This is a genomic window from Pseudomonas sp. B21-017 (assembly GCF_024749245.1).
Lineage (GTDB): Bacteria > Pseudomonadota > Gammaproteobacteria > Pseudomonadales > Pseudomonadaceae > Aquipseudomonas.
On record NZ_CP087194.1, the window covers coordinates 3015665 to 3037449 of the forward strand.

At 58.6% G+C, this 21785-nt stretch carries 20 protein-coding genes; 12 read left to right on the forward strand and 8 right to left on the reverse strand.

Annotation, left to right across the window (positions count from 1 at the left end):
- Positions 1–134 precede the first annotated feature (134 nt).
- Complete coding sequence (ahpC, locus tag LOY28_RS13685; protein ID WP_018929073.1) at positions 135–698, forward strand: alkyl hydroperoxide reductase subunit C; 564 nt, start codon at positions 135–137, stop codon at positions 696–698.
- A 145-nt stretch (positions 699–843) separates the two neighbouring features.
- Positions 844–2406, forward strand: a complete 1563-nt coding sequence (gene ahpF, locus LOY28_RS13690) for an alkyl hydroperoxide reductase subunit F (protein ID WP_258614272.1) — start codon at positions 844–846, stop codon at positions 2404–2406.
- Positions 2407–2474: 68 nt separating this feature from the next.
- Here ahpF and gloA read toward each other — a convergent pair whose 3' ends face one another.
- Positions 2475–2996 carry a lactoylglutathione lyase gene (gene gloA, locus LOY28_RS13695; protein WP_258614273.1) on the reverse strand — a complete coding sequence of 174 codons (522 nt, stop codon included), beginning with the start codon at positions 2994–2996 and terminating at the stop codon, positions 2475–2477.
- Positions 2997–3130: 134 nt separating this feature from the next.
- On the opposite strand from gloA, the gene LOY28_RS13700 reads away from it, so the two are divergent.
- On the forward strand, positions 3131–3655 hold the full coding sequence (locus LOY28_RS13700) for a DUF4946 domain-containing protein (RefSeq protein WP_258614274.1): 525 nt from the start codon (positions 3131–3133) through the stop codon (positions 3653–3655).
- 174 nt (positions 3656–3829) lie between these two features.
- On the opposite strand, the gene LOY28_RS13705 is transcribed toward LOY28_RS13700, so the two are convergent.
- The 3 genes from LOY28_RS13705 to LOY28_RS13715 all read right to left on the reverse strand — a co-directional run bounded on the left by LOY28_RS13705 (position 3830) and on the right by LOY28_RS13715 (position 6940).
- Complete coding sequence (locus tag LOY28_RS13705) at positions 3830–4195, reverse strand: histone-like nucleoid-structuring protein, MvaT/MvaU family (protein ID WP_007935661.1); 366 nt, start codon at positions 4193–4195, stop codon at positions 3830–3832.
- 233 nt (positions 4196–4428) lie between these two features.
- Positions 4429–5964, reverse strand: coding sequence for an EAL domain-containing protein (locus tag LOY28_RS13710; RefSeq protein WP_258614275.1), 1536 nt, complete (start codon positions 5962–5964; stop codon positions 4429–4431).
- Between the two features lie 103 nt (positions 5965–6067).
- Entirely contained in the window at positions 6068–6940 is an 873-nt protein-coding gene (locus LOY28_RS13715; protein WP_111453272.1) for a LysR family transcriptional regulator, read from the reverse strand.
- Positions 6941–7018: 78 nt separating this feature from the next.
- Here LOY28_RS13715 and LOY28_RS13720 point away from each other — a divergent pair, with 78 nt between their 5' ends.
- From LOY28_RS13720 to LOY28_RS13730, 3 genes are all read left to right on the forward strand, one after another.
- Positions 7019–7966 (forward strand): DMT family transporter, encoded by a 948-nt coding sequence (locus tag LOY28_RS13720; protein WP_111453273.1) that lies wholly within the window; start codon positions 7019–7021, stop codon positions 7964–7966.
- 246 nt (positions 7967–8212) lie between these two features.
- Positions 8213–9289, forward strand: coding sequence for a 4-hydroxyphenylpyruvate dioxygenase (gene hppD / locus LOY28_RS13725; RefSeq protein ID WP_007935668.1), 1077 nt, complete (start codon positions 8213–8215; stop codon positions 9287–9289).
- Between the two features lie 115 nt (positions 9290–9404).
- A protein-coding gene (locus LOY28_RS13730; RefSeq protein WP_258612894.1) for an IS3 family transposase occupies positions 9405–10627 on the forward strand; the annotation gives its coding sequence in 2 pieces (ribosomal slippage) (positions 9405–9756 and positions 9756–10627; 1224 coding nt in all).
- Between the two features lie 45 nt (positions 10628–10672).
- On the opposite strand, the gene rarD is transcribed toward LOY28_RS13730, so the two are convergent.
- From rarD to LOY28_RS13745, 3 genes are all read right to left on the reverse strand, one after another.
- Positions 10673–11560 carry an EamA family transporter RarD gene (rarD, locus tag LOY28_RS13735; protein WP_258614277.1) on the reverse strand — a complete coding sequence of 296 codons (888 nt, stop codon included), beginning with the start codon at positions 11558–11560 and terminating at the stop codon, positions 10673–10675.
- A gap of 206 nt (positions 11561–11766) precedes the next feature.
- Positions 11767–12780 (reverse strand): aldo/keto reductase, encoded by a 1014-nt coding sequence (locus LOY28_RS13740; RefSeq protein WP_018929082.1) that lies wholly within the window; start codon positions 12778–12780, stop codon positions 11767–11769.
- Between the two features lie 69 nt (positions 12781–12849).
- Positions 12850–13749 carry a LysR family transcriptional regulator gene (locus LOY28_RS13745; RefSeq protein ID WP_258614278.1) on the reverse strand — a complete coding sequence of 300 codons (900 nt, stop codon included), beginning with the start codon at positions 13747–13749 and terminating at the stop codon, positions 12850–12852.
- Between the two features lie 100 nt (positions 13750–13849).
- Between LOY28_RS13745 and LOY28_RS13750 the strand changes: the two genes are divergently transcribed.
- The 3 genes from LOY28_RS13750 to LOY28_RS13760 all read left to right on the forward strand — a co-directional run bounded on the left by LOY28_RS13750 (position 13850) and on the right by LOY28_RS13760 (position 15643).
- On the forward strand, positions 13850–14566 hold the full coding sequence (locus LOY28_RS13750) for an SDR family oxidoreductase (RefSeq protein WP_258614279.1): 717 nt from the start codon (positions 13850–13852) through the stop codon (positions 14564–14566).
- Complete coding sequence (locus tag LOY28_RS13755) at positions 14563–14937, forward strand: hypothetical protein (RefSeq protein ID WP_258614280.1); 375 nt, start codon at positions 14563–14565, stop codon at positions 14935–14937. Before LOY28_RS13750 ends, LOY28_RS13755 begins: the two co-directional genes overlap by 4 nt.
- Positions 14938–15283: 346 nt before the next feature.
- On the forward strand, positions 15284–15643 hold the full coding sequence (locus tag LOY28_RS13760) for a DUF6124 family protein (protein WP_258614281.1): 360 nt from the start codon (positions 15284–15286) through the stop codon (positions 15641–15643).
- A gap of 239 nt (positions 15644–15882) precedes the next feature.
- Here LOY28_RS13760 and LOY28_RS13765 read toward each other — a convergent pair whose 3' ends face one another.
- Positions 15883–17193, reverse strand: a complete 1311-nt coding sequence (locus LOY28_RS13765) for an MFS transporter (RefSeq protein ID WP_258614282.1) — start codon at positions 17191–17193, stop codon at positions 15883–15885.
- A gap of 169 nt (positions 17194–17362) precedes the next feature.
- On the opposite strand from LOY28_RS13765, the gene LOY28_RS13770 reads away from it, so the two are divergent.
- The 3 genes from LOY28_RS13770 (at position 17363) to LOY28_RS13780 (ending at position 21757) form a co-directional block, all read left to right on the forward strand.
- A complete protein-coding gene (locus LOY28_RS13770) occupies positions 17363–18493 on the forward strand; it encodes a sugar diacid recognition domain-containing protein (protein ID WP_258614283.1) in 1131 nt (376 codons plus the stop codon).
- A 266-nt stretch (positions 18494–18759) separates the two neighbouring features.
- Complete coding sequence (locus LOY28_RS13775; RefSeq protein ID WP_258614284.1) at positions 18760–19908, forward strand: glycerate kinase; 1149 nt, start codon at positions 18760–18762, stop codon at positions 19906–19908.
- Between the two features lie 223 nt (positions 19909–20131).
- Entirely contained in the window at positions 20132–21757 is a 1626-nt protein-coding gene (locus LOY28_RS13780) for a methyl-accepting chemotaxis protein (RefSeq protein WP_258614285.1), read from the forward strand.
- The last annotated feature ends 28 nt before the right edge of the window (positions 21758–21785 follow it).

Consider the following 21785-nt stretch of genomic DNA (forward strand, 5'->3'; position numbering starts at 1 on the left):
CGTTTTCTTCTATTAATACGCTCGGCTAATAGCGAAAACAAATCAGCAGCATCAGGTTTGCCAATGAGCCAACCGGCGATCGGGTGGGTAGGATTCACCACATCAACTTCTTAACCCCTGACGGAGAGTCACCGATGCCTATCATCAACAGCCAAGTTAAACCGTTCAAAGCTACCGCCTACAAAAACGGCGACTTCGTACACGTGTCGGACGCTGACCTGAAAGGCAAGTGGTCTGTCGTTTTCTTCTACCCAGCTGACTTCACCTTTGTTTGCCCGACCGAACTGGAAGACCTGGCTGACAACTACGCCGAGTTCCAAAAACTGGGCGTCGAGATCTACAGCGTTTCCACCGATACCCACTTTGCCCACGCTGCCTGGCACAACACTTCGCCAGCCATCGGCAAAATCCGGTACACCATGATCGGCGACCCGACTCATGTCATCTCCCGCAACTTCGACGTGCTGATCGAAGAAGCTGGCCTGGCTGACCGTGGCACTTTCGTGATCAACCCTGAAGGCCAGATCAAAATCGTTGAACTCAACGATGGCGGTGTAGGCCGTGACGCTTCCGAGCTGCTGCGCAAAATCAAGGCCGCTCAATACGTCGCCGCTCACCCGGGCGAAGTGTGCCCAGCCAAGTGGAAAGAAGGTGAAGCCACTCTGGCTCCGTCCCTGGACCTGGTCGGCAAGATCTAAGTCTGTGACGCGCTTCATCAGGGCGGAGCTCCGCACCTACTAAGTAAGCTGCACCGCCCCATAAAACGCCCGGGCGAGATTCGCTCGGGCGTTTTTTTATGTCTGATTGCTCTCTATTCAAACAGCATCTAAGGAAATCGCCCGTATGTTGGACGCCAATCTTAAAGCCCAGTTGAAATCGTACCTGGAACGGGTCACTCAGCCGATCGAGATCGTTGCATCCCTCGACGACGGTGCGAAATCCCAGGAAATGCTCGCGTTACTCAAAGACGTTGCCAGTCTTTCCACCCAGATTACTTTGCTCGACAACGGTAACGATGCGCGTAAACCATCGTTCTCGATCAATCGCCCGGGAGCCGATATCAGCCTGCGTTTCGCCGGCATCCCGATGGGCCACGAATTCACATCGCTGGTGCTGGCCTTGCTGCAAGTCGGCGGCCACCCATCGAAAGCCAGTGTCGACGTTATCGAGCAGATCCGCTCGCTCAAAGGCGAGTTCAACTTCGAGACTTACTTCTCGCTGTCCTGCCAGAACTGCCCGGATGTGGTTCAGGCGCTGAACCTGATGGCCGTGCTGAACCCGAACATCCGCCACGTCGCCATCGACGGCGCGCTGTTTCAGGCCGAAGTTGACGAGCGCCAGATCATGGCCGTGCCAAGCGTTTACCTGAACGGCGTGAACTTCGGCCAGGGCCGCATGGGCCTGGAAGAAATCCTCGCCAAGATCGACACCAGCGGCATCGAGCGCCAGGCCGAGAAGATCAGCGCCAAGCAAGCCTTCGACGTACTGGTCGTCGGCGGTGGCCCGGCCGGTGCTTCAGCGGCAATTTACGCCGCTCGTAAAGGCATTCGCACCGGCGTGGCGGCTGAACGTTTTGGTGGCCAGGTGCTCGACACCATGGCCATCGAGAACTTCATCTCCGTGCAGGAAACCGAAGGGCCGAAACTGGCCGTGGCACTGGAAGAACACGTTAAGCAATACGACGTGGACATCATGAACCTGCAACGCGCCGACAAGCTGGTGCCGGGAAAAAACGGTGAATTGCACGAAATCCATTTCGCCAGCGGCGCGGCCTTGAAAGCCAAGACCGTGATCCTCGCCACCGGCGCGCGCTGGCGTGAAATGAACGTTCCGGGTGAGCAGCAATACCGCAACAAGGGCGTGGCGTACTGCCCGCACTGTGACGGTCCGCTGTTCAAAGGCAAGCGTGTGGCGGTGATCGGTGGCGGTAACTCCGGCGTCGAAGCAGCCATCGACCTGGCGGGGATCGTGTCCCACGTAACCCTGCTGGAGTTCGACGTGCAACTGCGCGCCGATGCGGTGTTGCAGCGCAAGTTGCACAGCCTGCCGAACGTTACCGTGATCACCAGTGCGCAAACCACTGAAGTGACCGGCGATGGCCAGAAGGTCAACGGCCTACGCTACAAGGATCGTCAGTCGGACGAGCTGCGCACTGTTGAGCTGGAAGGGATTTTTGTGCAGATCGGTCTGCTGCCTAATACCGATTGGCTCAAAGGCACCATCGAGCTGTCACCGCGTGGCGAGATCATTGTCGATGCCCGTGGTGAGACGTCGATCCCCGGCGTGTTCGCGGCCGGCGACGTGACCACCGTGCCGTACAAGCAGATCGTGATTGCGGTGGGCGAGGGCGCCAAGGCTTCCCTGAGCGCATTCGATCACTTGATTCGCACCTCGGCGCCGGCATAAACGCCGAAGCTGAAAACACAAAACCCCATGAGCGATCATGGGGGTTTTTTGTGGGTGGATCTTTTAATTTACAACGGTGCCGGCTGAATGATCTCGACCCAGTAACCATCCGGGTCCTTGATGAACGCCAGGCTCTTCATGCGACCGTCGTTCAGGCGTTTCTGGAAATCGCAGCCCAGCGCTTCAAAACGTTCGCACGCGGCGCGGACGTCCGGCACCGAAATGCAGATATGGCCGAAGCCGCGCGGATCGGTGTTGCCGTTGTGGTAGGCGAATTCCGTATCGTTCTCGGTGCCGTGGTTGTGGGTCAGTTCGAGAATGCCGGGGATCGATTTCATCCACTCGGTGCGGGCAGCGGCATCGGCCGGGATCTGGTTTTTATCGACCAGCGCCAGGAAGTACAGGCTGAACTCGGCTTCCGGGAAATCACGCTTTTCCACCAGCGAGAAACCCAGGACGCGGGTGTAGAAATCCAGGGACCGGGTGATGTCCTTGACCCGCAGCATGGTGTGGTTGAAGACGAACTTCTGGGTGGCGGTGTCAGGTTGGGCGGTCACACCAGGAAATGTATTGAGTTCGTGCAGGCTCATGGGCCCTCCGGAAATTCCAAGAATGCTCACAATGATACGCAAGGGGCCTGGCATCGCCAAACCAAAACCGCAGGCTTGCCTGCCGGGCGGGTGAAGCTCAGACTTCGCGGCTCAATCCGTGAGTGTTCATTACAATGATCCGACCCTGTCAATTGATGTTCGTCCTTATGTATCTGCTTTCAGGTGTTACCCGTGCTGATGCAGAAGCTCCGGTCGTGACCTGGCCCAATGGATGGACAGTCGAGACCGTGCCGCAAGACGAGGCCAAACCTCAGGTTTCCCGCCAGCGCGCGGTAAAAAACGACCAGGACGGGACACCGGTAATGGTGATGGAGTTGACCATGACTCAAGTGGAAAGCGGTCATCAGGTGAATCTGGAAGGTGTGTTACTGGAAATGCGCAAGTCCGTGCAGAAGGACTTTTTTCAGGGCGGCTATCAGAGCGTCTGCAACAAAATTCATCCGACTGCCTTGAGCCGGTTATCGGCGCTGGAAACTACCTGCACCATTACCCAGAACGGTCGACATGTGTTGTCTCAAACATTGGTCGCCGCAGTGGACGGCGATAAAGCCTATGTTCTTTCCTACGCGGGGCAGGCTGAGGTTTATAAGGCAAGTCAGGGCGACATAGAGGCAGCTCGAAACAGCTTGAAACTTTAGTTTAAGGTTTCTGTACCCACGCTTTTGAGCATGGCCCGGATTTTTAGATAGCCAAACGGATTAAGCACAAAGTTAGTCAGTCTATAGCGAGTTGATCGGCGACTATCGTCGCATTTTAGACGGCATCCATGAAAAAGCCCTGCATTGGCAGGGCTTTTTTATTACCGTGAGCGCTTAGGCACGCAGCCAGGAGTCAACGGTGGCTGCACCGTATTGTTCCTTCCAGGCTTTCAGGCCGCGGTGATTGCCGCCCTTGGTTTCAATCAGTTCACCCGTGTGCGGGTTCTGATAAACCTTGACCACGCGAGCGCGGCGGGTTTTAGGGGCGGTTGCCTGCTGCAGGCCGGATTTCGCCGGGTGCGGGTCGAGGATGGCGATGATGTCGCGCAAGCTCTTGCCGTAGGTTTTCATCAGCCCCTGGAGCTTTTCTTCGAATTCGATTTCTTTTTTGAGACCGGCATCGTTCTTCAAAGATTCCAACTGCTTGAGCTGTTCTTGAAGGGCCTTTTCAGCTGCACGGAATTCAGCGAGTCTGGACAATATCTTTACTCCAATAGTGTGTTTGGCTGAAACCAACCGCAAACAAAGCTATAAGCCAAGAGCCTTGAAGCGACTCGGTGATAATGGCACGCCTGCCGATTTTGCACAGGTATGAAAAATTGTAGTAGTTAATTGGCCAAGAGTAAATCCTGACTTTTTCTTCATGTAACAAGAGTAGTCTTTTGATTCAATTTGGCGCGCATCATCATGATTCCGGCGCTTAACGTGGTTAGTTAATGATCACTTAATGCTCTAATGAACTCTGCGCCGGGCATCGGCCGGCCGAACAGATAACCTTGCAGAAAGTTCACGCCATGGGCAGTCAGATAGTCACTTTGCTCCTCGGTTTCCACCCCTTCGGCGACGATGCCCAGATCGAGTTTGGCCGAGAGTTCGATGATGCTGTCCAGAATGTGCCGGGAGAGGGCGTCGACACCGATCATGGCGACAAAACTCTGGTCGATTTTCAGGAAGTCCACATTGAACTGACGCAAGTAACCGAGGCTTGAATGGCCGGTGCCAAAGTCGTCGATGGCGATCATCACGCCCAGCGCGCGAAGCCGTTCGAACAACAGCAGGGTGATGGCTGTCGGTTCGACCAGTTCGCGCTCGGTCAACTCCAGCACTAAATGGACACTGCCCGGTGCAAAAGCACTGAGGAATTCACGGCAGTCTTCGACCAGCGCAAGATCCCGGCAATGACTGGCGGTGATGTTGATGCCAATGTGGAATGGCCCCTCGAGCGATGCCGACAAGGGCGCCAGCAATGTGGCGGTCTGTTGCATCAGCGAGCGGGTCATCGGCACGATCAGACCGGAATGTTCGGCAAACGGGATAAACAGATCCGGACGCACCAGGCCTTCCCTGGGATGTTTCCAGTGCATCAATACTTCGGTGCCGGACCACAGCTTATTGTCGCCATGCACCACGGGCTGAAAGTAAGGAATGAATTCTGCTGCCTCCAGCGCCCGCTGCATTTCACGGCTGGGCGACATCGAGCGCTTCTGCAGCACATGCCCGATCGAACCTGACACCACGCCGAAGAACATCAACAGACTGAACAGTGGCGGGTACTCACTACGCATGTAACGCCAGGTTTCTCCTTCGGGGAAACCTGCGGCCACCGTAAAGGCATAACGCGAGGACGTCAGCGTACTTTGTGCTACCGGCAAGGCGGGCAGGGCGTCCTCGTGAACTTTTCCGTCGGCAGACAACCAGTTGGGACCGACTTGTAGCAACAGTAATGTCTTGCGGCCGATCAGGCGCAATTCATTGCTCAGGTGATAACCGTTCAGCGTGGTCAATGCCCCTTTATTTCCTTCGCTGAGCCGGTACACCAACAGCGCGGTATTGGGCGTGACCGGGTTGCCGTTCATGAGCCATAACTGGCCTTGGGTGTAGTCGCCGGGATTAACCTTTTCCTGATATTCACCGAACAACGAACTGCAATAGAGGTTGTCGTCCCACACCAGGTTGGTCGAGCGCACGAAGGGCCGGCGCGTAACTTGTTCGCGCAAGGCCAGTTTGACGTCATTGCAGTTTTTGCCAGCCAGCGGCAGGAGCTCCTGCGCCGCTTGGGCGGTGTTGTCGAGCATCAGTTCGAACTGGCGAATGGATTCTTCGCCAGTCAGTTCAGTACTTTGCTTGAGGGTACGTTCAGCCTGCAGATAGAGAATGGCGACTCCCAGCAACACCGGGAGCAATCCGCTCAAAACAGTCACAGTGATCCGGGTGCCACGCTTGCGGCGACTTTTGACGTTCAGTGGCATTCGCAAATCCATCGCGATAAAAGAGGGCTCTCAAAGGTTGGCAGGTCGACATGCCTCCCAAAAGAGTTCAGCCATGATAGTTGGCTATCGGCCCTTATGCCGCTCAACCTTTAATCAATCTTGAGGCCAGTTTAATAAAGGCCAGTGTCGCGGGGGATGACTGACGCTGATCGAGCACCGCCAGACCGACTTGGCGGCTGATGGGGGGCGACAGCGGTTTTTTCACGTAGCGGTTGTCGTTGTCGTCAGGCAGTGAGCTTTCGGCGACGACAGTCAAGGCATCGCCACGGCCTACGACGTCCAATGTGCTGAGCAACTGCGAGCAGCGATAACGGATGTTCGGCGTCAATCGCGCCGTATTAAACAGGCGCGACACCAGCTCCGAAGACCCGGCTTCGGTCAGCACAAAAGGGTCGTGGCACAAGTCGTTCAAGCGCAAGCTGCCGCGACCGGCCAGTACATGGTCGGCAGGCAGCAGCGCGACCATCTGGTCCTCGATCAAGGCCACGGTGTCGAAACGCTCTTGGGGCAACACCACGAAGCCGATGTCGATACGCCGTTCTTCCAGCCACTGAATCACCTGGCGATCCGGCCCTTCATCGATATGAACCTCGATGCCCGGATGCGAGGCGCGGTAGTGCTGCAAGATCCTGGGCAACAGCTTGATCGATGAGGTTGGGCCGAACGAGCCGATACGCAGAGTTCCGGTTTTCATCCCGCGTGAATCGGCCGCCTCCTGGCGCAAAGTGTTGGCCAGCCCGAGCATTGCCCGAGCGCGCAGTAATAGCTGCTGGCCGATATCACTGAGCTCGACCTGGGACTGATGCCGACGCAACAGTTCGACGCCCAATTCCTGTTCCAGCGACTTGAGTGCGTGGGAGACCGCAGACTGGGAAATCTCCAAACGATGGGCGGCCGCCGTGAAGCCGCGCAATTCGGCCACCAGCGAGAAAATCTCGAGTTGAGTGAGGGTCATGAGTTTTTACTCATTTTACGATGATCGATCATTAGTCGAATGATACGCCACATGCCCGATTTCTGGCGGTGGAGACTTATGACTACGTGTGAACAGACCCTTGCGAACTCTTCGGATGTGCCGGTTTATCTGAAACTGGCGGCGGTCACCATGATCTGGGGCGGGACGTTCGTCGCCGGGCGGTTTCTGGCCGACAGCCTCAGTCCGTTATTCGCTGCGAGTCTGCGGTTCCTGCTGGCGAGCGTGGCGTTGCTGGTGTTCCTGCTGCTGGCGCGGGTGCCCTTGGTGCGACCCAGCCCCAGGCAATGGTTGCAATTGGCGCTGTTGGGATTCTTCGGGATTTTCTTCTACAACCTGTGCTTCTTTTACGGGCTGCATTACATCAACGCGTCTCGGGCATCATTGATCGTAGCGTTGAATCCAGCCGTGATCGGCCTGGCGTCGTGGCTGCTGTTCAAGGAGCGGCTGAGTCGGGCGAAAGTGGTCGGTATCGCGATCTGCATTGCTGGCGCCAGCCTGGTGATCGTCAGCCGCAATCCGCAGTTACTGGATGGCAATGCCGATGCCTGGATCGGCGATCTGTTGATCTTCGGCTGCGTGCTCGGCTGGGGCATTTATTCGCTGTTCTCCAAAGGCCTGAATCAAACACTGGGGCCGGTGCAGACGGTGACGTACTCGATTTTGCTCGGCACGCTGATGCTCTGGGTGACCAGTGCCGTGCGGGGCGAGCTGAGTGTCGCGGCGCTCACCGGGCTCGGCGCACAACAATGGTTGAGCCTGATGTACCTGGGCGTGCTGGGTTCGGCATTGGCCTACATTGGTTATTACGACGGCATTCGCAAAATCGGCGCGACGCGCTCGGGCGTGTTCATCGCCTTGAACCCTTTGACTGCCGTTCTTCTCGGCGCGTTGTTGCTGGGCGAACAGTTGACACTGGCGATGTGCCTGGGCGGCGGGCTGATCCTGGCGGGGATTTTCCTGTGCAACAAACCGCTTGCGCAGGCCACGAAAAAGGGGATTGTATAAGAAGGCGGACAAACTGATTTACGCTGTGTAGAATCCGGTTACGCATATAAGAATAATCGTCTTCTGGCAGCAGAAGCCTCGCCCGCAAGAGCCTTGGGTCGACAATGAAGATATTTGGGTTCCAATTGATCTACGGTGACTTCCTCGCCCGCAGCGTGAGGGGCATCTCCTGCGCGCCACCCGCCGGTCTCAGCATTGCTAGCAACTAACGATCCGTTAATTCTAAAAGCATGATGAGGCGCCAAAATGGCAGATTTATACGAAAACCCAATGGGCCTGATGGGCTTTGAGTTCATCGAATTCGCATCGCCGACCCCGAACACCCTGGAGCCGATCTTCGAGATCATGGGCTTCACCAAGGTCGCGACCCACCGCTCCAAAGACGTGCACCTATATCGCCAGGGCTCGATCAACCTGATCCTCAACAACGAACCCCACAGCGTGGCCTCGTACTTCGCGGCCGAGCACGGCCCGTCGGTGTGCGGCATGGCGTTCCGGGTCAAGGATTCGCAAAAGGCCTACAAGCGTGCCTTGGAACTCGGCGCCCAGCCGATCCACATCGAAACCGGTCCGATGGAATTGCACCTGCCGGCGATCAAAGGCATCGGCGGCGCGCCGCTGTACCTGATCGACCGTTTCGGTGAAGGCAGCTCGATCTACGACATCGACTTCGTATTCATCGAAGGTGTGGACCGCAACCCGGTCGGCGCCGGTCTGAAAATCATCGACCACCTGACCCACAACGTGTATCGCGGTCGCATGGCCTACTGGGCCAACTTCTACGAGAAGCTGTTCAACTTCCGCGAAATCCGTTACTTCGACATCAAAGGCGAGTACACCGGCCTGACATCCAAGGCGATGACCGCGCCGGACGGCATGATCCGCATCCCGCTGAACGAAGAGTCGTCCAAAGGCGCCGGGCAGATCGAAGAGTTCCTGATGCAGTTCAACGGCGAGGGCATCCAGCACGTGGCGTTCCTCACCGATAACCTGATCGATACTTGGGACCGCCTGAAAAAAATCGGCATGCGCTTCATGACGCCGCCGCCGGACACCTACTACGAAATGCTCGAAGGCCGTTTGCCGAACCACGGCGAGCCGGTCGATCAACTGCAAGCACGGGGCATCTTGCTGGACGGTTCGTCCGAACCTGGCGACAAGCGCCTGCTGCTGCAGATTTTCTCGGAAACCCTGATGGGGCCGGTGTTCTTCGAGTTCATCCAGCGTAAAGGCGACGATGGTTTCGGCGAAGGCAACTTCAAGGCTCTGTTCGAATCCATCGAACGCGACCAGGTTCGTCGCGGTGTGCTCTCCACCGATTAAGCCGTTCCTGATGTGAAAAAGCCCGGTCAGCAGCAATGCTGGCCGGGCTTTTTTTTGAATCATGTCTCGTCCTGAATAAGGTTTACACCTTCTGACTTATCTTCAGGAGGAACCAATGGATACGGGAAAAAGGCGCAGCCAACGTGATTACACGCTGGGCTTTAAATTGGCAGTCGTCGATCAGGTCGAAAAAGGCGAGTTGAGTTATAAAGAGGCTCAACGGCGCTATGGGATTCAGGGGCGGTCGACTGTGCTGGTGTGGTTACGCAAGCATGGGCGGCAGGACTGGAGCCAAGGCGCCTCTATTCGCACCCAGAGGAGCCGACCGATGGACGAACAAAGTTTGCCTCTGACGCCTGAGCAGCGAATCAAGGAGCTGGAGGAAAAGCTAGCCCTTGCCAATCAGAAAGCCCAATTCTTCGAAGCGGTGGTTGACGTGTTGAAGAACGATTACGGGGTTTCTATCGTAAAAAAGCGATCCGGCAAGTCCTCACCCAAGGGCAAGTCCAAGGCCTGAGCATTCAGAGGGCTTGCCAGTTTCTGGGTATATCCCGGCAGGCGTACTACAAACGAAACCGGGCTCATGACGCGCAAGCCAATCATGCTCAGAAAGTGCTGGGTTTTGTCCTGGAAACACGTCTTCAGATGCCCCGGTTGGGCACTCGTAAGCTGCATGGCCTTATGCAGGCGGAGCCTGAGCTGACGCAAACGGTAGGTCGAGATCGGCTATTCGATATCTTGCGAGACAATCGGCAACTGGTTCCTCGCAAGCGCGCCTATCACAAGACCACTGACAGCCATCATCGCTTCCGCCGACATCCGAATCGGTTAAAACCTGGCCCTGATCAAGTGACTGCTACGGGCCCCGAGCAGGTCTGGGTGGCGGACATCACCTATTTGCCGACCCAACAAAGCGTTGCCTATGTGAGCTTGGTGACCGATGCCTACTCTCGCAAAATCGTCGGCCATCACGTGCATGAAACCCTGCACACCGAATCGGTCATACAGGCAATGAACAAGGCTCTAAGGAACAGAAGAACGGATCAGGCGCTGGTGCACCACTCAGATCGCGGCTCGCAATACTGCTCTGATCTCTACCAGAAGTTGCATGCCAAACATGGAGTCAGGTGCTCCATGACCGACGGGTACGACTGTTATCAGAACGCTTTGGCGGAGCGTGTAAACGGGATCTTGAAGACAGAGTTTCTGCTTCACCGACCTAGAGATCTGGCCGAGGCGATTCGAATGGTCGACGAGTCGATAAGCATCTACAACAGCAAACGTCCGCACCTATCGTTGAAATGCAAAACGCCCGATGCGGTGCATCGGGCGTTTTGAGGGTGAAACAGGTGTAAACCTATTTCAGGACTAGACATCATGCAATTACATTGGCCGGCGTCGTTGCCGGACCAGATGCTTGAACCCTTCAAACACCAACGCCGCCACCGCCAGCCAGATCGGAATGTAAGTCAGCCATTCGCCGGCCTTGATGCTTTCCCCCAACAGCAACGCAACGCCCAGCAACAGCACGGGCTCGACGTAACTCAACAACCCGAACAGGCTGAACGGCAGCAGCCGGCTGGCAATGATGTAGACCACCAGCGCCGAAGCGCTGATCACCCCGAGCAGCGGAATCAACAGCGACAGCCAGGGATGTTGATCGAACACGCCAAAACCTTGTTCACCGCCCTGCACGAACCAGAACGCCACCGGCAGCATCAACGCCATGTCCAACCAGAGCCCGCCAAGGTTGTCCGTGGCCAAGCGTTTGCGCAGGATGAAATAGACTGGATAGCCGATCACCACCAGCAACGTCGACCAGGAAAAACCGCCGACCTGATACAACTCGTTGAGCACGCCGAGGCTGGCGAAGAACACGGCTATTTTCTGCAGGTAGGAAAGGCGCTCGCCATAGACGATTCGCCCGGTCAGGACCATGGACAGCGGTAACAGGAAATACCCCAGCGACACGTCAAGGCTATAGCCGTTGAGTGGCGCCCACATGAACAACCAGAGTTGCAGGCCCAGCAGCACTGCCGAGCCGATCAGGGCGATGAGCAACTTCGGCTTGGCGGCCAGCCGCCGAAGAATCTCGACCACACGTTTCCATTCGCCGGACACCACCATGAACACGGTCATGCATGGTGCGGTCAGCAACATCCGCCAACCGAAAATCTCCACGCCACTCAAGGGGGAGAGCAGTGAGGTGTAGTAATACATGACGGCAAACAGCATCGAGGCTGTGACCGATAGAGCGATACCTTTAGACAAACTGTCCTCGCGGGTTGAAGGTCAAACGGGGCGCGCAGGATACGTGGTTTTTGTGCTGAATATTGGCCAGGTGATTGATATTTTCAACATCGCGGTGGATGTTGAATCGCTATCGCAGGCAAGCCTGCTCCCACAAGTAACTTCGTCGAAGCATAGTCAGCAGATCGACACAGAACCTGTGAGAGCGAGCTTGCCCTTGATAAATCTCAAGCCGAACGCGGTTTGCGTCCCGGCACAAAATGGCTCACATCATTGAACCCCGGTGTCGACGCATGCCCCGGTGTCACCAGCGAATCGATAAAGGCTTCATCTTCCGCCGTGATTTTCACCGCCTGGGCCTTGGTGTACCCATCCCACTGTTCTTCGGTGCGCGGGCCGACGATGGCCGAGGTGACGGCGCTGTTGTTCAGCACCCAAGCGATGGCGAACTCGACGATGCCCACGCCACGGTCCCGGGTGTATTGCTGGATCTGCTGGGCAATGCGCAAAGACTCAACCCGCCATTCGGTTTCCAGGATGCGTTTGTCCTGGCGACCGGCGCGGCTGTTGGCGTCTGGTGTCACATCCGGCGCGTACTTGCCGCTGAGCACACCGCGCGCAAGCGGACTGTAAGGCACCACGCCGAGGCCATAGTTTTGCGCGGCGGTGATCTGCTCGGTTTCCGCCTGACGGTTGACGATGTTGTACAGCGGCTGGCTGATCACCGGCCTGTCGACACCGAGTTTGTCGGCCAAACGAATCACTTCGGCGATGCGCCAGCCGCGATAGTTCGACAGGCCCCAGTAGCGGATCTTGCCCTGACGAATCAGATCGCCGATGGCCGACACCGTGACTTCCAGCGGCGTGTTGTGGTCTTCGCGGTGCAGGTAATAGATGTCCAGATAATCGGTGCCCAACCGCGTCAGGCTGGCGTCGATGCCATTGAACAGGTGCTTGCGGCTCAAACCGCTGCGGTTCGGCACACCGTCCACTGGACCGAAGCCGACCTTGGTGGCGAGCACCCATTCGTGGCGGTGGCTGGCGATCGCTTCGCCGACGATCTCTTCGGAGCGGCCATTGGTGTACACGTCCGCGGTGTCGATGAAGTTGATGCCCTGGTCCCAGGCCTTGCCGATGATCCGCAGGGAATCTTCGGTGCTGGTCTGTTCGCCGAACATCATGGTGCCCAATGTGAGGGTCGACACCTGTAAACCCGAATGACCCAGCGTTCGATAGCTCATGACGAAATCCTTTTACCGGTGAGAAAGCTTCAATCAAATACCAAGAACCGCAACGCGGAGCAATCTGAATTATCGACGCAGTGCCTCACAACGCTCCTGCAAGAACGTTTGCAACACCTTGACCCGCTCCGACACCTGCACCCGATGCGGGCAGAGCAAATTGAACGGCACGCTTTCGCCTTGCCAGTCATCGAACAGCGTCACCAGCCGCCCGGCCTGCACATCGGCGGCGACGTCGAGCCAGGCCTTGTAGGCGATGCCATTCCCGGCCAGGGCCCAGCGGCGGGCAACTTCGCCGTCGTCGCTGAGGTAGTCGCTGTGCACATCAACCTCCAGCACCTCATCGCCACGGCTGAAACGCCAATGGTTGTAGGGTCGGCCATTGCGCAGGTAGAGAAGGGCGCTGTGTTCGCCCAGTTCCTCGGGATGCTGCGGCGTGCCACGGCGGGTCAGGTACTCGGGGCTGGCACAGGCCACGCGCCGATGCTGCGGCAGAATAGGTAGCGCCACCAGCGTCGAGTCACTCGGCACACCGAAGCGCAGGGCCACATCGACCGTCTCGCGGAACAGGTCGGCATGTCGATCGTTGAGCAATAGTTGCAATTGAATGTTGGGGTGTTGGCGCTTGAAATCATCTAGCCACGGTAACAGCACATTGCGCCCGAAGTCGGACGGCGCCGCCAATTGCAGTACACCACTCAAGCCTTGGGTCTGTTGCTTTAACGCCTGCTCACCTTCGGCCAGCGCGGCCAGTGCCAGGCGCACGCTATCCAGATAGCGCCGGCCTTCTTCGGTCAGGCGCATGCTTCGTGTGGAACGGGCCAGCAAGCGGATGCCGAGGCGGGTTTCCAGGCGTTTGAGGGCGATGCTGGCCGCCGCCGGGGTAAGCTCCAGGGCGCGGGCGGCGGCGGAAATGCTGCCGGAGTCGGCGGTGCGAACGAAAATCTCCAGGTCGAGAATCGAGCTCATTGGTAAAAATCCTTTAAAGATCCTTCTGATTTACCGGGATTTTTCTTCGATTGGCAACCGGAGAAGATTGAATCTCCCTAACCCGACCGGAGATCGGCTCATGACACAACTCAACGCTTCCTTGCACAATCAGACCGTCGTGGTGATCGGTGGTAGCAGCGGAATAGGCGCAGCCATCGTCCAGGCCGCAGCCGAGCGTGAGGCCCGTGTGGTCGCGGTGAGTCGCCGCCAGCCAGCGGTCGACCATGATGCAAAGATTCGACACGAAGCGGCGGACGTCACCGATGAAGCGTCGTTGCGACAGCTGTTCGAGCGCATCGGCCCTTTCGATCATCTGGTGATCACGGCCGGTCCGAGTGTGAGTGCCAGACCGTTGGCTGACAGCGATTTGCAGCACGCCCAACAGGCCTTCGATGTCAAATTCTGGGGCACGCTGCGCGCGATCCAGGTCGCGCTGCCATACCTGAGCGCACATGGCAGCATCACGCTGACCTCGGGTCTGTTGTCGCGCAAATTCGTCGCAGGGCAGTTCATCAAAACCACCTTGAATGCGGCGCTGGAAGCCTTGGGCAAACAACTGGCCAAGGAACTGGCACCGCGCCGGGTCAACGTCATAAGTCCCGGTGTCACCGACACCGAGGCTTACGCCGGAATGGACGAAACGCAACGCGCCGCGATGTTTGCCCGTACCGCCGCCGCATTGCCGGTGGGCCGGGTCGGCACCCCGCAAGATCTGGCGGCAGCGTTTATTCTGGCGATGGAAAACGACTTTATCAGCGGCACCGTCATCGACGTCGACGGAGGAGGGTTGCTATGAGTTGGCACTTTGATCATCTGGCCTTCAACACCCCCGACGGGCAACCGTTGCAGGAGGCCTTCGGTTCGTTGTTGGGATTGGCGCCGGGACGCCGCCCGCCATTCCCGTTCCCCGGCCGCTGGTTGTATCAGGATGCGCAGGCGCTGGTGCATGTGATCGAACAGCCGGCGTTCGATGAAACGGCGTTGAGCCACATTGCCTTTCGCACCGATGAGGAGGCTGCCACGGTGTTGCGGCGGGTGCAGGCCAGCGGTTTGCCGTATCAGGTGGCGCAGGTGCCGGAGGACGGGATCTGGCAGATTTTCGTGCAGATGCCGGGTGGTTTGGTGATTGAGCTGGATGCCAAGGCGGGGAGTCTGGTGGGCGTTTAAGGACGATGTTTAAAAGACATTTCCAGATACTCACTAAGGCTACATATTCTTGCGCCGCTGCCTACGACTGCGCCAGAATCCGCCGGCTAGTGCATCTTTGGCCTGGGCTATATCGTTTCTCTGTCGCTGAAAAACAGCGATCGGGTTTGGTAGCCCGGGATTGTTGTTAGGTGCACAGCACCACCTTTTTGCAGAGTTTCTCGTCTCTGTTTTATGGTGGCCATGCGCAGGGCGTCTTCGGACGCGCCGGTTTCCTAACGCCCGGTCTACCAACCTGAGCATGGCCGCCACCCATCGTTTGGTAGCGAGGGTGATGGCTCCTTCTGTCCTGTTAGGAGTTTCATCTATGTTCAAACCAACGCCAAATCCACCTGAAGTGGACGACGTTTCCCCCTACGAAACCCCCGATTCCAAAAAACTCAACGAAGCCGCCGAGCGCGCCCTCGACCATTACCTCAAACCACCCACCCCCAAAGTCAACAAGCGCAAACCCAGCACCATTTACCATGTCGGTGAGAAAGTCGATAACGAAACCCTGCTGGTCAACGCCTGCGAATCCCTGGCGTCAGCGAGCATGATGCTCACTGAATTCGCCGGATTGATGGACATGCCCCATCGCAACATGATGCTGGGGATTCAATCGGTGGTCATGCTTGGGGAACTGGCTGTCAACCGAGTGCTGGATAACCTCGATCCGCAAGGCTGACGAAAGTCTGTAGTGAGAGCACTCCTTGTGGCGAGGGAGCTTGTCGGATCGCCGCACCGTCCCGCTCGGCTGCGCAGCAGTCGCAAAGCCTGGGCATGCGGTATGTCTGAAAAACCGCGATCACCGGGATTGGGGTCGCTTCGCAACCCAGCGGGAGCAAGCTCCCTCGCCACAGAAGCAATTGTGAATGCATGGAATGAGAAACGGCCCGGGAGGGCCGTTTTTGTTTTCACTGAACCTTAAACCCTCAACGTCCGGGTCATGCGCAACGCCAGCAAACTCCCACACACAATCACACCCGCCAGCAGGTACAACGCCGCATCGGTGGACCCGGTGCTGTCCTTGACCCAACCCACCAGATACGGGCTAAGGAAACCCGCCATCTGCCCCATGGAGTTGATCAGCGCCAAGCCACCGGCCGCCGCACCGGCGCTGAGCATCGCCGTCGGCACCGGCCAGAACATCGGCAAGCCGGTGAGGGCGCCCATGGTGGCGAGGGTCAGGCCGAGAATCGCAAGAGCTGGCGTGGTCGCGAAGTTCACCGCAATCAACAGCCCCACCGCACCCATCAGCATCGGCACCACCAGGTGCCAGCGACGTTCTTTGCGCAGGTCCGCCGAGCGACCGACCATCAACATGAACACCGCCGCCAGCAAGTACGGAATCGCGCTCAACCAGCCAATCACCAGGTTGTCGCTGAAACCCAGGTTCTTGATGATCGACGGCAGCCAGAAGTTGATCGCGTAAACACCGCTCTGGATGCAGAAGTAGATCAATCCAAAGGCCCAGATCGCCGGGTTCTTGAACACTGCCCGCAATGAGTCAGTGGTGGTTTTCGGTTTACTGGCCAGGTCTTCGGCGTGGTCGGCTTCAAGCACCGAACGCTCGTACGGGGTCAGCCACTTGGCATTGGCGTAACTGTCGCTGAGCAGGAAATAGGCGAGGGCGCCGAGGATCACGGTCGGGATGCCTTGCAGCAGGAACATCCACTGCCAGCCGGCCAAACCGGCCTGGCCTGCGCCGAAGTGGTTGAGGATCCAGCCGGAAAACGGGCTGCCCAGCAGGCCCGACACCGGGATCGCCGACATGAACAGCGCCATGATGCGGCCACGGCGGAAGGTCGGGAACCACTGCGAGAGGTAAAGCACCACGCCCGGAAAGAACCCGGCTTCGGCGGCGCCGGTGAACAGGCGCAGGGTGTAGAACTCGGTCGGGGTGGAGACGAACAGCAGGCACGTCGAGAGCGTGCCCCAAGTCATCATCATCAACGCGATCCAGCGTCGCGGGCCGAATTTGCTCAGGGCCAGGTTGCTCGGTACGCCGCAGAGTACGTAGCCGATAAAGAAAATCCCGGCACCGAGGCCGTACACGGTTTCGCTGAATTTCAGCGCGTCGAGCATCTGCAGTTTGGCAAACCCGACGTTCACCCGGTCGAGGTAGTTGAACAGGTAGCAGATGAAGATGAAGGGGATCAAACGCAAGGTAATGCGTTTGTAGACGGCGTTCTTGTCGTCAGCGTTGGCCAGGGTAGCGGTGGCGCTCTGTGACATGGCGGGCTCTCTCTTTATTATGATTTTTTGCGACGCAAGGGTAACGTTGATCGCCCGGTGAGTCTCGGCCACCCCTTGGGTGGTTGTCTTTGTGCCTGAGCACAGGGTTTGCAACCCTGGCCTGTGCGGGTGAACAACCTGTCCCATCACGCTTTCAAGGATTCCCGCTATGTTCGAACTCGATCACGACCTGGCCCAGGACATCGTCGACCGGGCGATGGCCATCCTGCCCTATAACGTCAATGTCATGGACAGTCAGGGGCTGATTCTTGGCAGCGGCGAGCCGGAGCGCATCAACACCCGTCACGAAGGCGCGCAACTGGTGCTGGCCAACGGGCGCGTGGTGGAGATCGACGCGCAAACGGCGATTCATCTCAAAGGCGTGCAGCCGGGCATTAATCTGCCGCTGTTGCTCGATCAGCGTTTGATCGGTGTGCTGGGCATCACCGGTGAACCGGAGCAATTGCGCACCTATGCCGAACTGGTGCGCATGACCGCCGAGATGCTGGTGGCTCAACGCAATCAGCAGGCCGAGCAGCAATGGCGGCGTCAGCGTTGCGACGATCTGCTGGCGCTGCTGCTGAGCGAAGCGGGGGATTCGCCGCGGTTGCTAGATGAAGCGCAGCAACTGGGGCTCAAGCCGCAGCTGACACGGGTGCCGTATCTGTTCGAGTTGGGCATCGAACACGGCCCGAGCCAGACCGTTGAGGCGCTCAGCGCCTGGTTGACGTCACGCTACCCGGACAGTTGGTGCGTGAGCTCGGCCAAATCTTCGTTGCTCTGGTGCCGCCCGGCGACGCCTGCGGTCGAGAACGAACGATTGCTGGAAAAGCTCGATGGCCTGGGCTGGAACATTTTGCGCATTGCCGTGGGCGGGCAGGCCGACGGCTTGTCGGGGTTGCGTCGCTGCTATCGACGGGTCGGCGATTTGCTGGCCTACGGGCGCGATGTGTTGCCGCATTCGCGCTTGCTGATCCTGAACCGTTATCGGCTACCGGTGATGCTCTGGCGGCACCGCGACGATGATGCGCTGGATGAACTGCTGCGGCCGCTGCGTAAAGTCATCGCCAAGGACGGTAACGGGCAATTGCTGGCCACCCTGCGCAGTTGGTGCGAACACGACGGCCAGAGCCAGGCCTGCGCCGATGCCCTGGGCATCCACCGCAACAGTTTGCGTTATCGCATGGAGCGGATCGCCGAACTCAGCGGCGTCGACCCGCTGAAGCTCGACGGAATGCTCGCACTGTACCTTGGCGTCCAGCTCCTGCCCCAAACCGAACTGCCGACCACCGCTCCGTAGCAGCTGCCGAGCCTGCGAGGCTGCGTTCGGCGACGCAGTCGTCGTAAATTCTATAAATACGGCTTACCTGACACACCGCGCCGCATGATTTCACGACGGCTTCGCCGCCGAACGCAGCCTCGCAGGCTCGTCAGCTGCTACGACGAGCGGGGTAGGCAAGGGTTTTGTGAAATTGAACAATAATCCTCACGACCGCTTGTGCAGCGGACCGGCGTTATTGTTCAGGCCTGCTGGCAGCATGGACGCATTGGAACTGGAGAATTCGCATGAAAATCGTCATTGCCCCCGATTCGTTCAAGGACAGCCTGAGTGCCCAAGGTGTGGCCGACGCCATCGCGTTGGGATTGGCGCAGGTCTGGCCAGACGCGCAATTGCTCAAGTGCCCGATGGCTGATGGTGGCGAAGGCACGGTCGAGTCGATTCTGGCCGCGTGCGACGGAGAACTGCGCCGCACCCGTGTTCGTGGGCCGTTGGGCGCCACGGTCGATGCCGCCTGGGGCTGGTTGCCGCAGAGCCACACCGCGATCATCGAAATGGCCGAGGCCAGTGGCCTGCAACTGGTACCGACGAACCTGCGCGATGCCTGCACCAGCAGCACCTTCGGCACCGGCGAATTGATCCGCGCTGCGCTCGATGCCGGGGCGCAACGAGTGATTCTGGCGATTGGTGGCAGTGCCACGAATGACGGCGGCGCCGGGGCGATGCAGGCCTTGGGGGTGAAACTGCTGGATGCCCAGGGCCAAACCCTGGCGCCGGGTGGTCTGGCGCTGGCGCAACTGGCTCGTCTTGACCTGAGTGATGTCGACCCGCGCCTGGCCGAGGTGCGTTTCGACATCGCCGCTGACGTCAATAATCCACTGTGCGGCCCTCACGGTGCGTCAGCGATTTTCGGCCCGCAGAAAGGCGCGTCGCCCGAGCAAGTCCAGCAGCTGGACCTCGCTCTCGGGCACTTTGCCGAGCTCTGCGCGCAAGCACTGGACAAGGACGTGCGCGATGAACCGGGCAGTGGCGCGGCGGGCGGTCTGGGGTTTGCCGCGAAGGCGTTTCTCGGCGCGCAATTCCAGGCCGGTGTGGAAGTGGTCGCCGAACTGGTGGGGCTGGCCGAAGCGGTCAACGGCGCCGACCTGGTGATCACCGGCGAGGGCCGTTTCGATGCCCAGACGTTGCGCGGCAAAACCCCGTTTGGCGTGGCGCGCATTGCACGGCTGCATGGCGTGCCAGTCATCGTCATTGCCGGCACCTTGGGCGAGGGGTATCAGGCGCTGTACGAGCATGGCATCGATGCGGCTTTTGCATTGGCGAGCGGGCCGATGACCCTGGAGCAGGCCTGCGCCGAGGCGCCGCGATTGCTGCGTGAGCGCGCCAGTGACATCGCGCGGGTTTGGCGAGTGGCCGCCCGCAAAATCCAGAACTGACACCATTCCCAGTAGCAGCTGCCTCGCAGGCTCGGCAGCTGCTACACGTTTGAAAAATATTTCTCCAGCCCCCCTGCAAAAATCCTAAACCCCGGCCGATACAGCCAATAGGCGTACACAAACCTATTACAACAGTGGCGCCAAACTGAAAGGTGCGCGCCATCGCCCGCCCGCCAGTGATCACCGCAAGGATGCTCGCCGCCTCAATTACCGAGATCATCCTATGTCACTGCGTAATCTGAAAATCGCGCCTCGAGCTTTCCTCGGTTTTGCCTTCATCGCCTTGCTGGTCATCGTGCTGGGTGTGTTTGCCGTGAACCGCATGTCGATCATCCGACAGGCCTCTGTGGATATGGAAAGCAATCAGCTACCCAGCGTCGGCTTCCTGGGTGTCATGACCGAAAACGTGCTGCGTCTGCGCATTCTCTCGTTCCGGGTTCTGGTGAACCGTGAGCCCGCGAGCCTGCAAGAAGCCGAAACCCGAATCGGGATACTGGTGGACAAGGTCAAGCAAGCACAGGCTGGTTATGCGGCATTGCCGGCCGGCGATGAGGAAGCGGCGTTATTCAAGACATTCTCGGCCACGCTGGACAAATACCTGCAAGCGGTGCGCGAGATGATGGAGCTTTCGCGGCAGAACAAACTGGATGAAATGCTCAACCTGATCAACACCCGGGTCAAGGACGGTACCGATCAGATGGGCGAGCAGTTGAACAAGTTGATTGCCATCAACAAGGCTGGCGCGACTGCGGCCGATGCCCAGGCCAAAGAGCAGTTTGCCTTTGCCACCAATGGCATCATCGTGGTCTCGGTGGTCGCTGCCCTGATGACCGTGCTGCTGGCCTGGCTGTTGACCCGCAGTATCGTCACGCCGCTGAACCGTGCGGTGCTCGCGGCCGAAACCATTGCCAGCGGCAACCTGAGCAAGGTCATCGAAGTCGACGGCAACGATGAACCGGCGCGTTTACTCGGCGCCTTGGCCACCATGCAGACGAACTTGCGCAAGACCATCGAACAGATCGCCGGCTCCGCGACGCAACTGGGCGCCGCCGCCGAAGAACTCAGCACCGTGACGCAGGAAGCGTCCCGTGGCCTGCAACAGCAGAACAACGAAATTGAACAGGCCGCCACCGCCGTCAACGAAATGACCGCCGCCGTGGAAGAAGTGGCGCGCAACGCGGTATCGACGTCCGAAGCCTCGAACCAGTCGACCGCGGCCGCCCGTGAAGGCCGTGACCGGGTGGTGGAAACCGTCGACGCGATCCAGACCATGACCCACGACGTGCAAAACACTGCACTGATGATCGAGGGGCTGGCGACTCAGGGCCGCGACATCGGCAAAGTGCTGGACGTGATCCGCGCCATTGCCGAGCAGACCAACCTGCTGGCCCTCAACGCTGCCATCGAAGCGGCCCGTGCCGGGGAGGCCGGACGTGGCTTTGCGGTGGTGGCGGACGAGGTCCGGGCGCTGGCCCATCGCACTGCGCAATCGACCCAGGAAATCGAGAAAATGGTGGCCGGTATTCAGAACGGCACCGGTGAAGCGGTGTCGTCGATGCAGCAAAGCAATCAGCGCACCCAAAGCACCCTGGAAATGGCCCGTGCGGCAGGTGTCGCCCTGGAACAGATCACTTCATCGATTCAGCTGATCAATGAACGCAACCTGGTGATCGCCAGCGCCTCGGAAGAACAGGCCCAGGTGTCCCGTGAAGTCGACCGCAACCTGGTGAACATCCGCGACCTGGCCACCCAGTCGGCCGCCGGTGCCAACCAGACCAGCGCCGCCACCCATGAACTGTCACGACTGGCGGTAGATTTGAATGCAATGGTGGCGCGTTTCGTGATTTGAGATAGGGTTGAAACTGGAACTCGCGCGT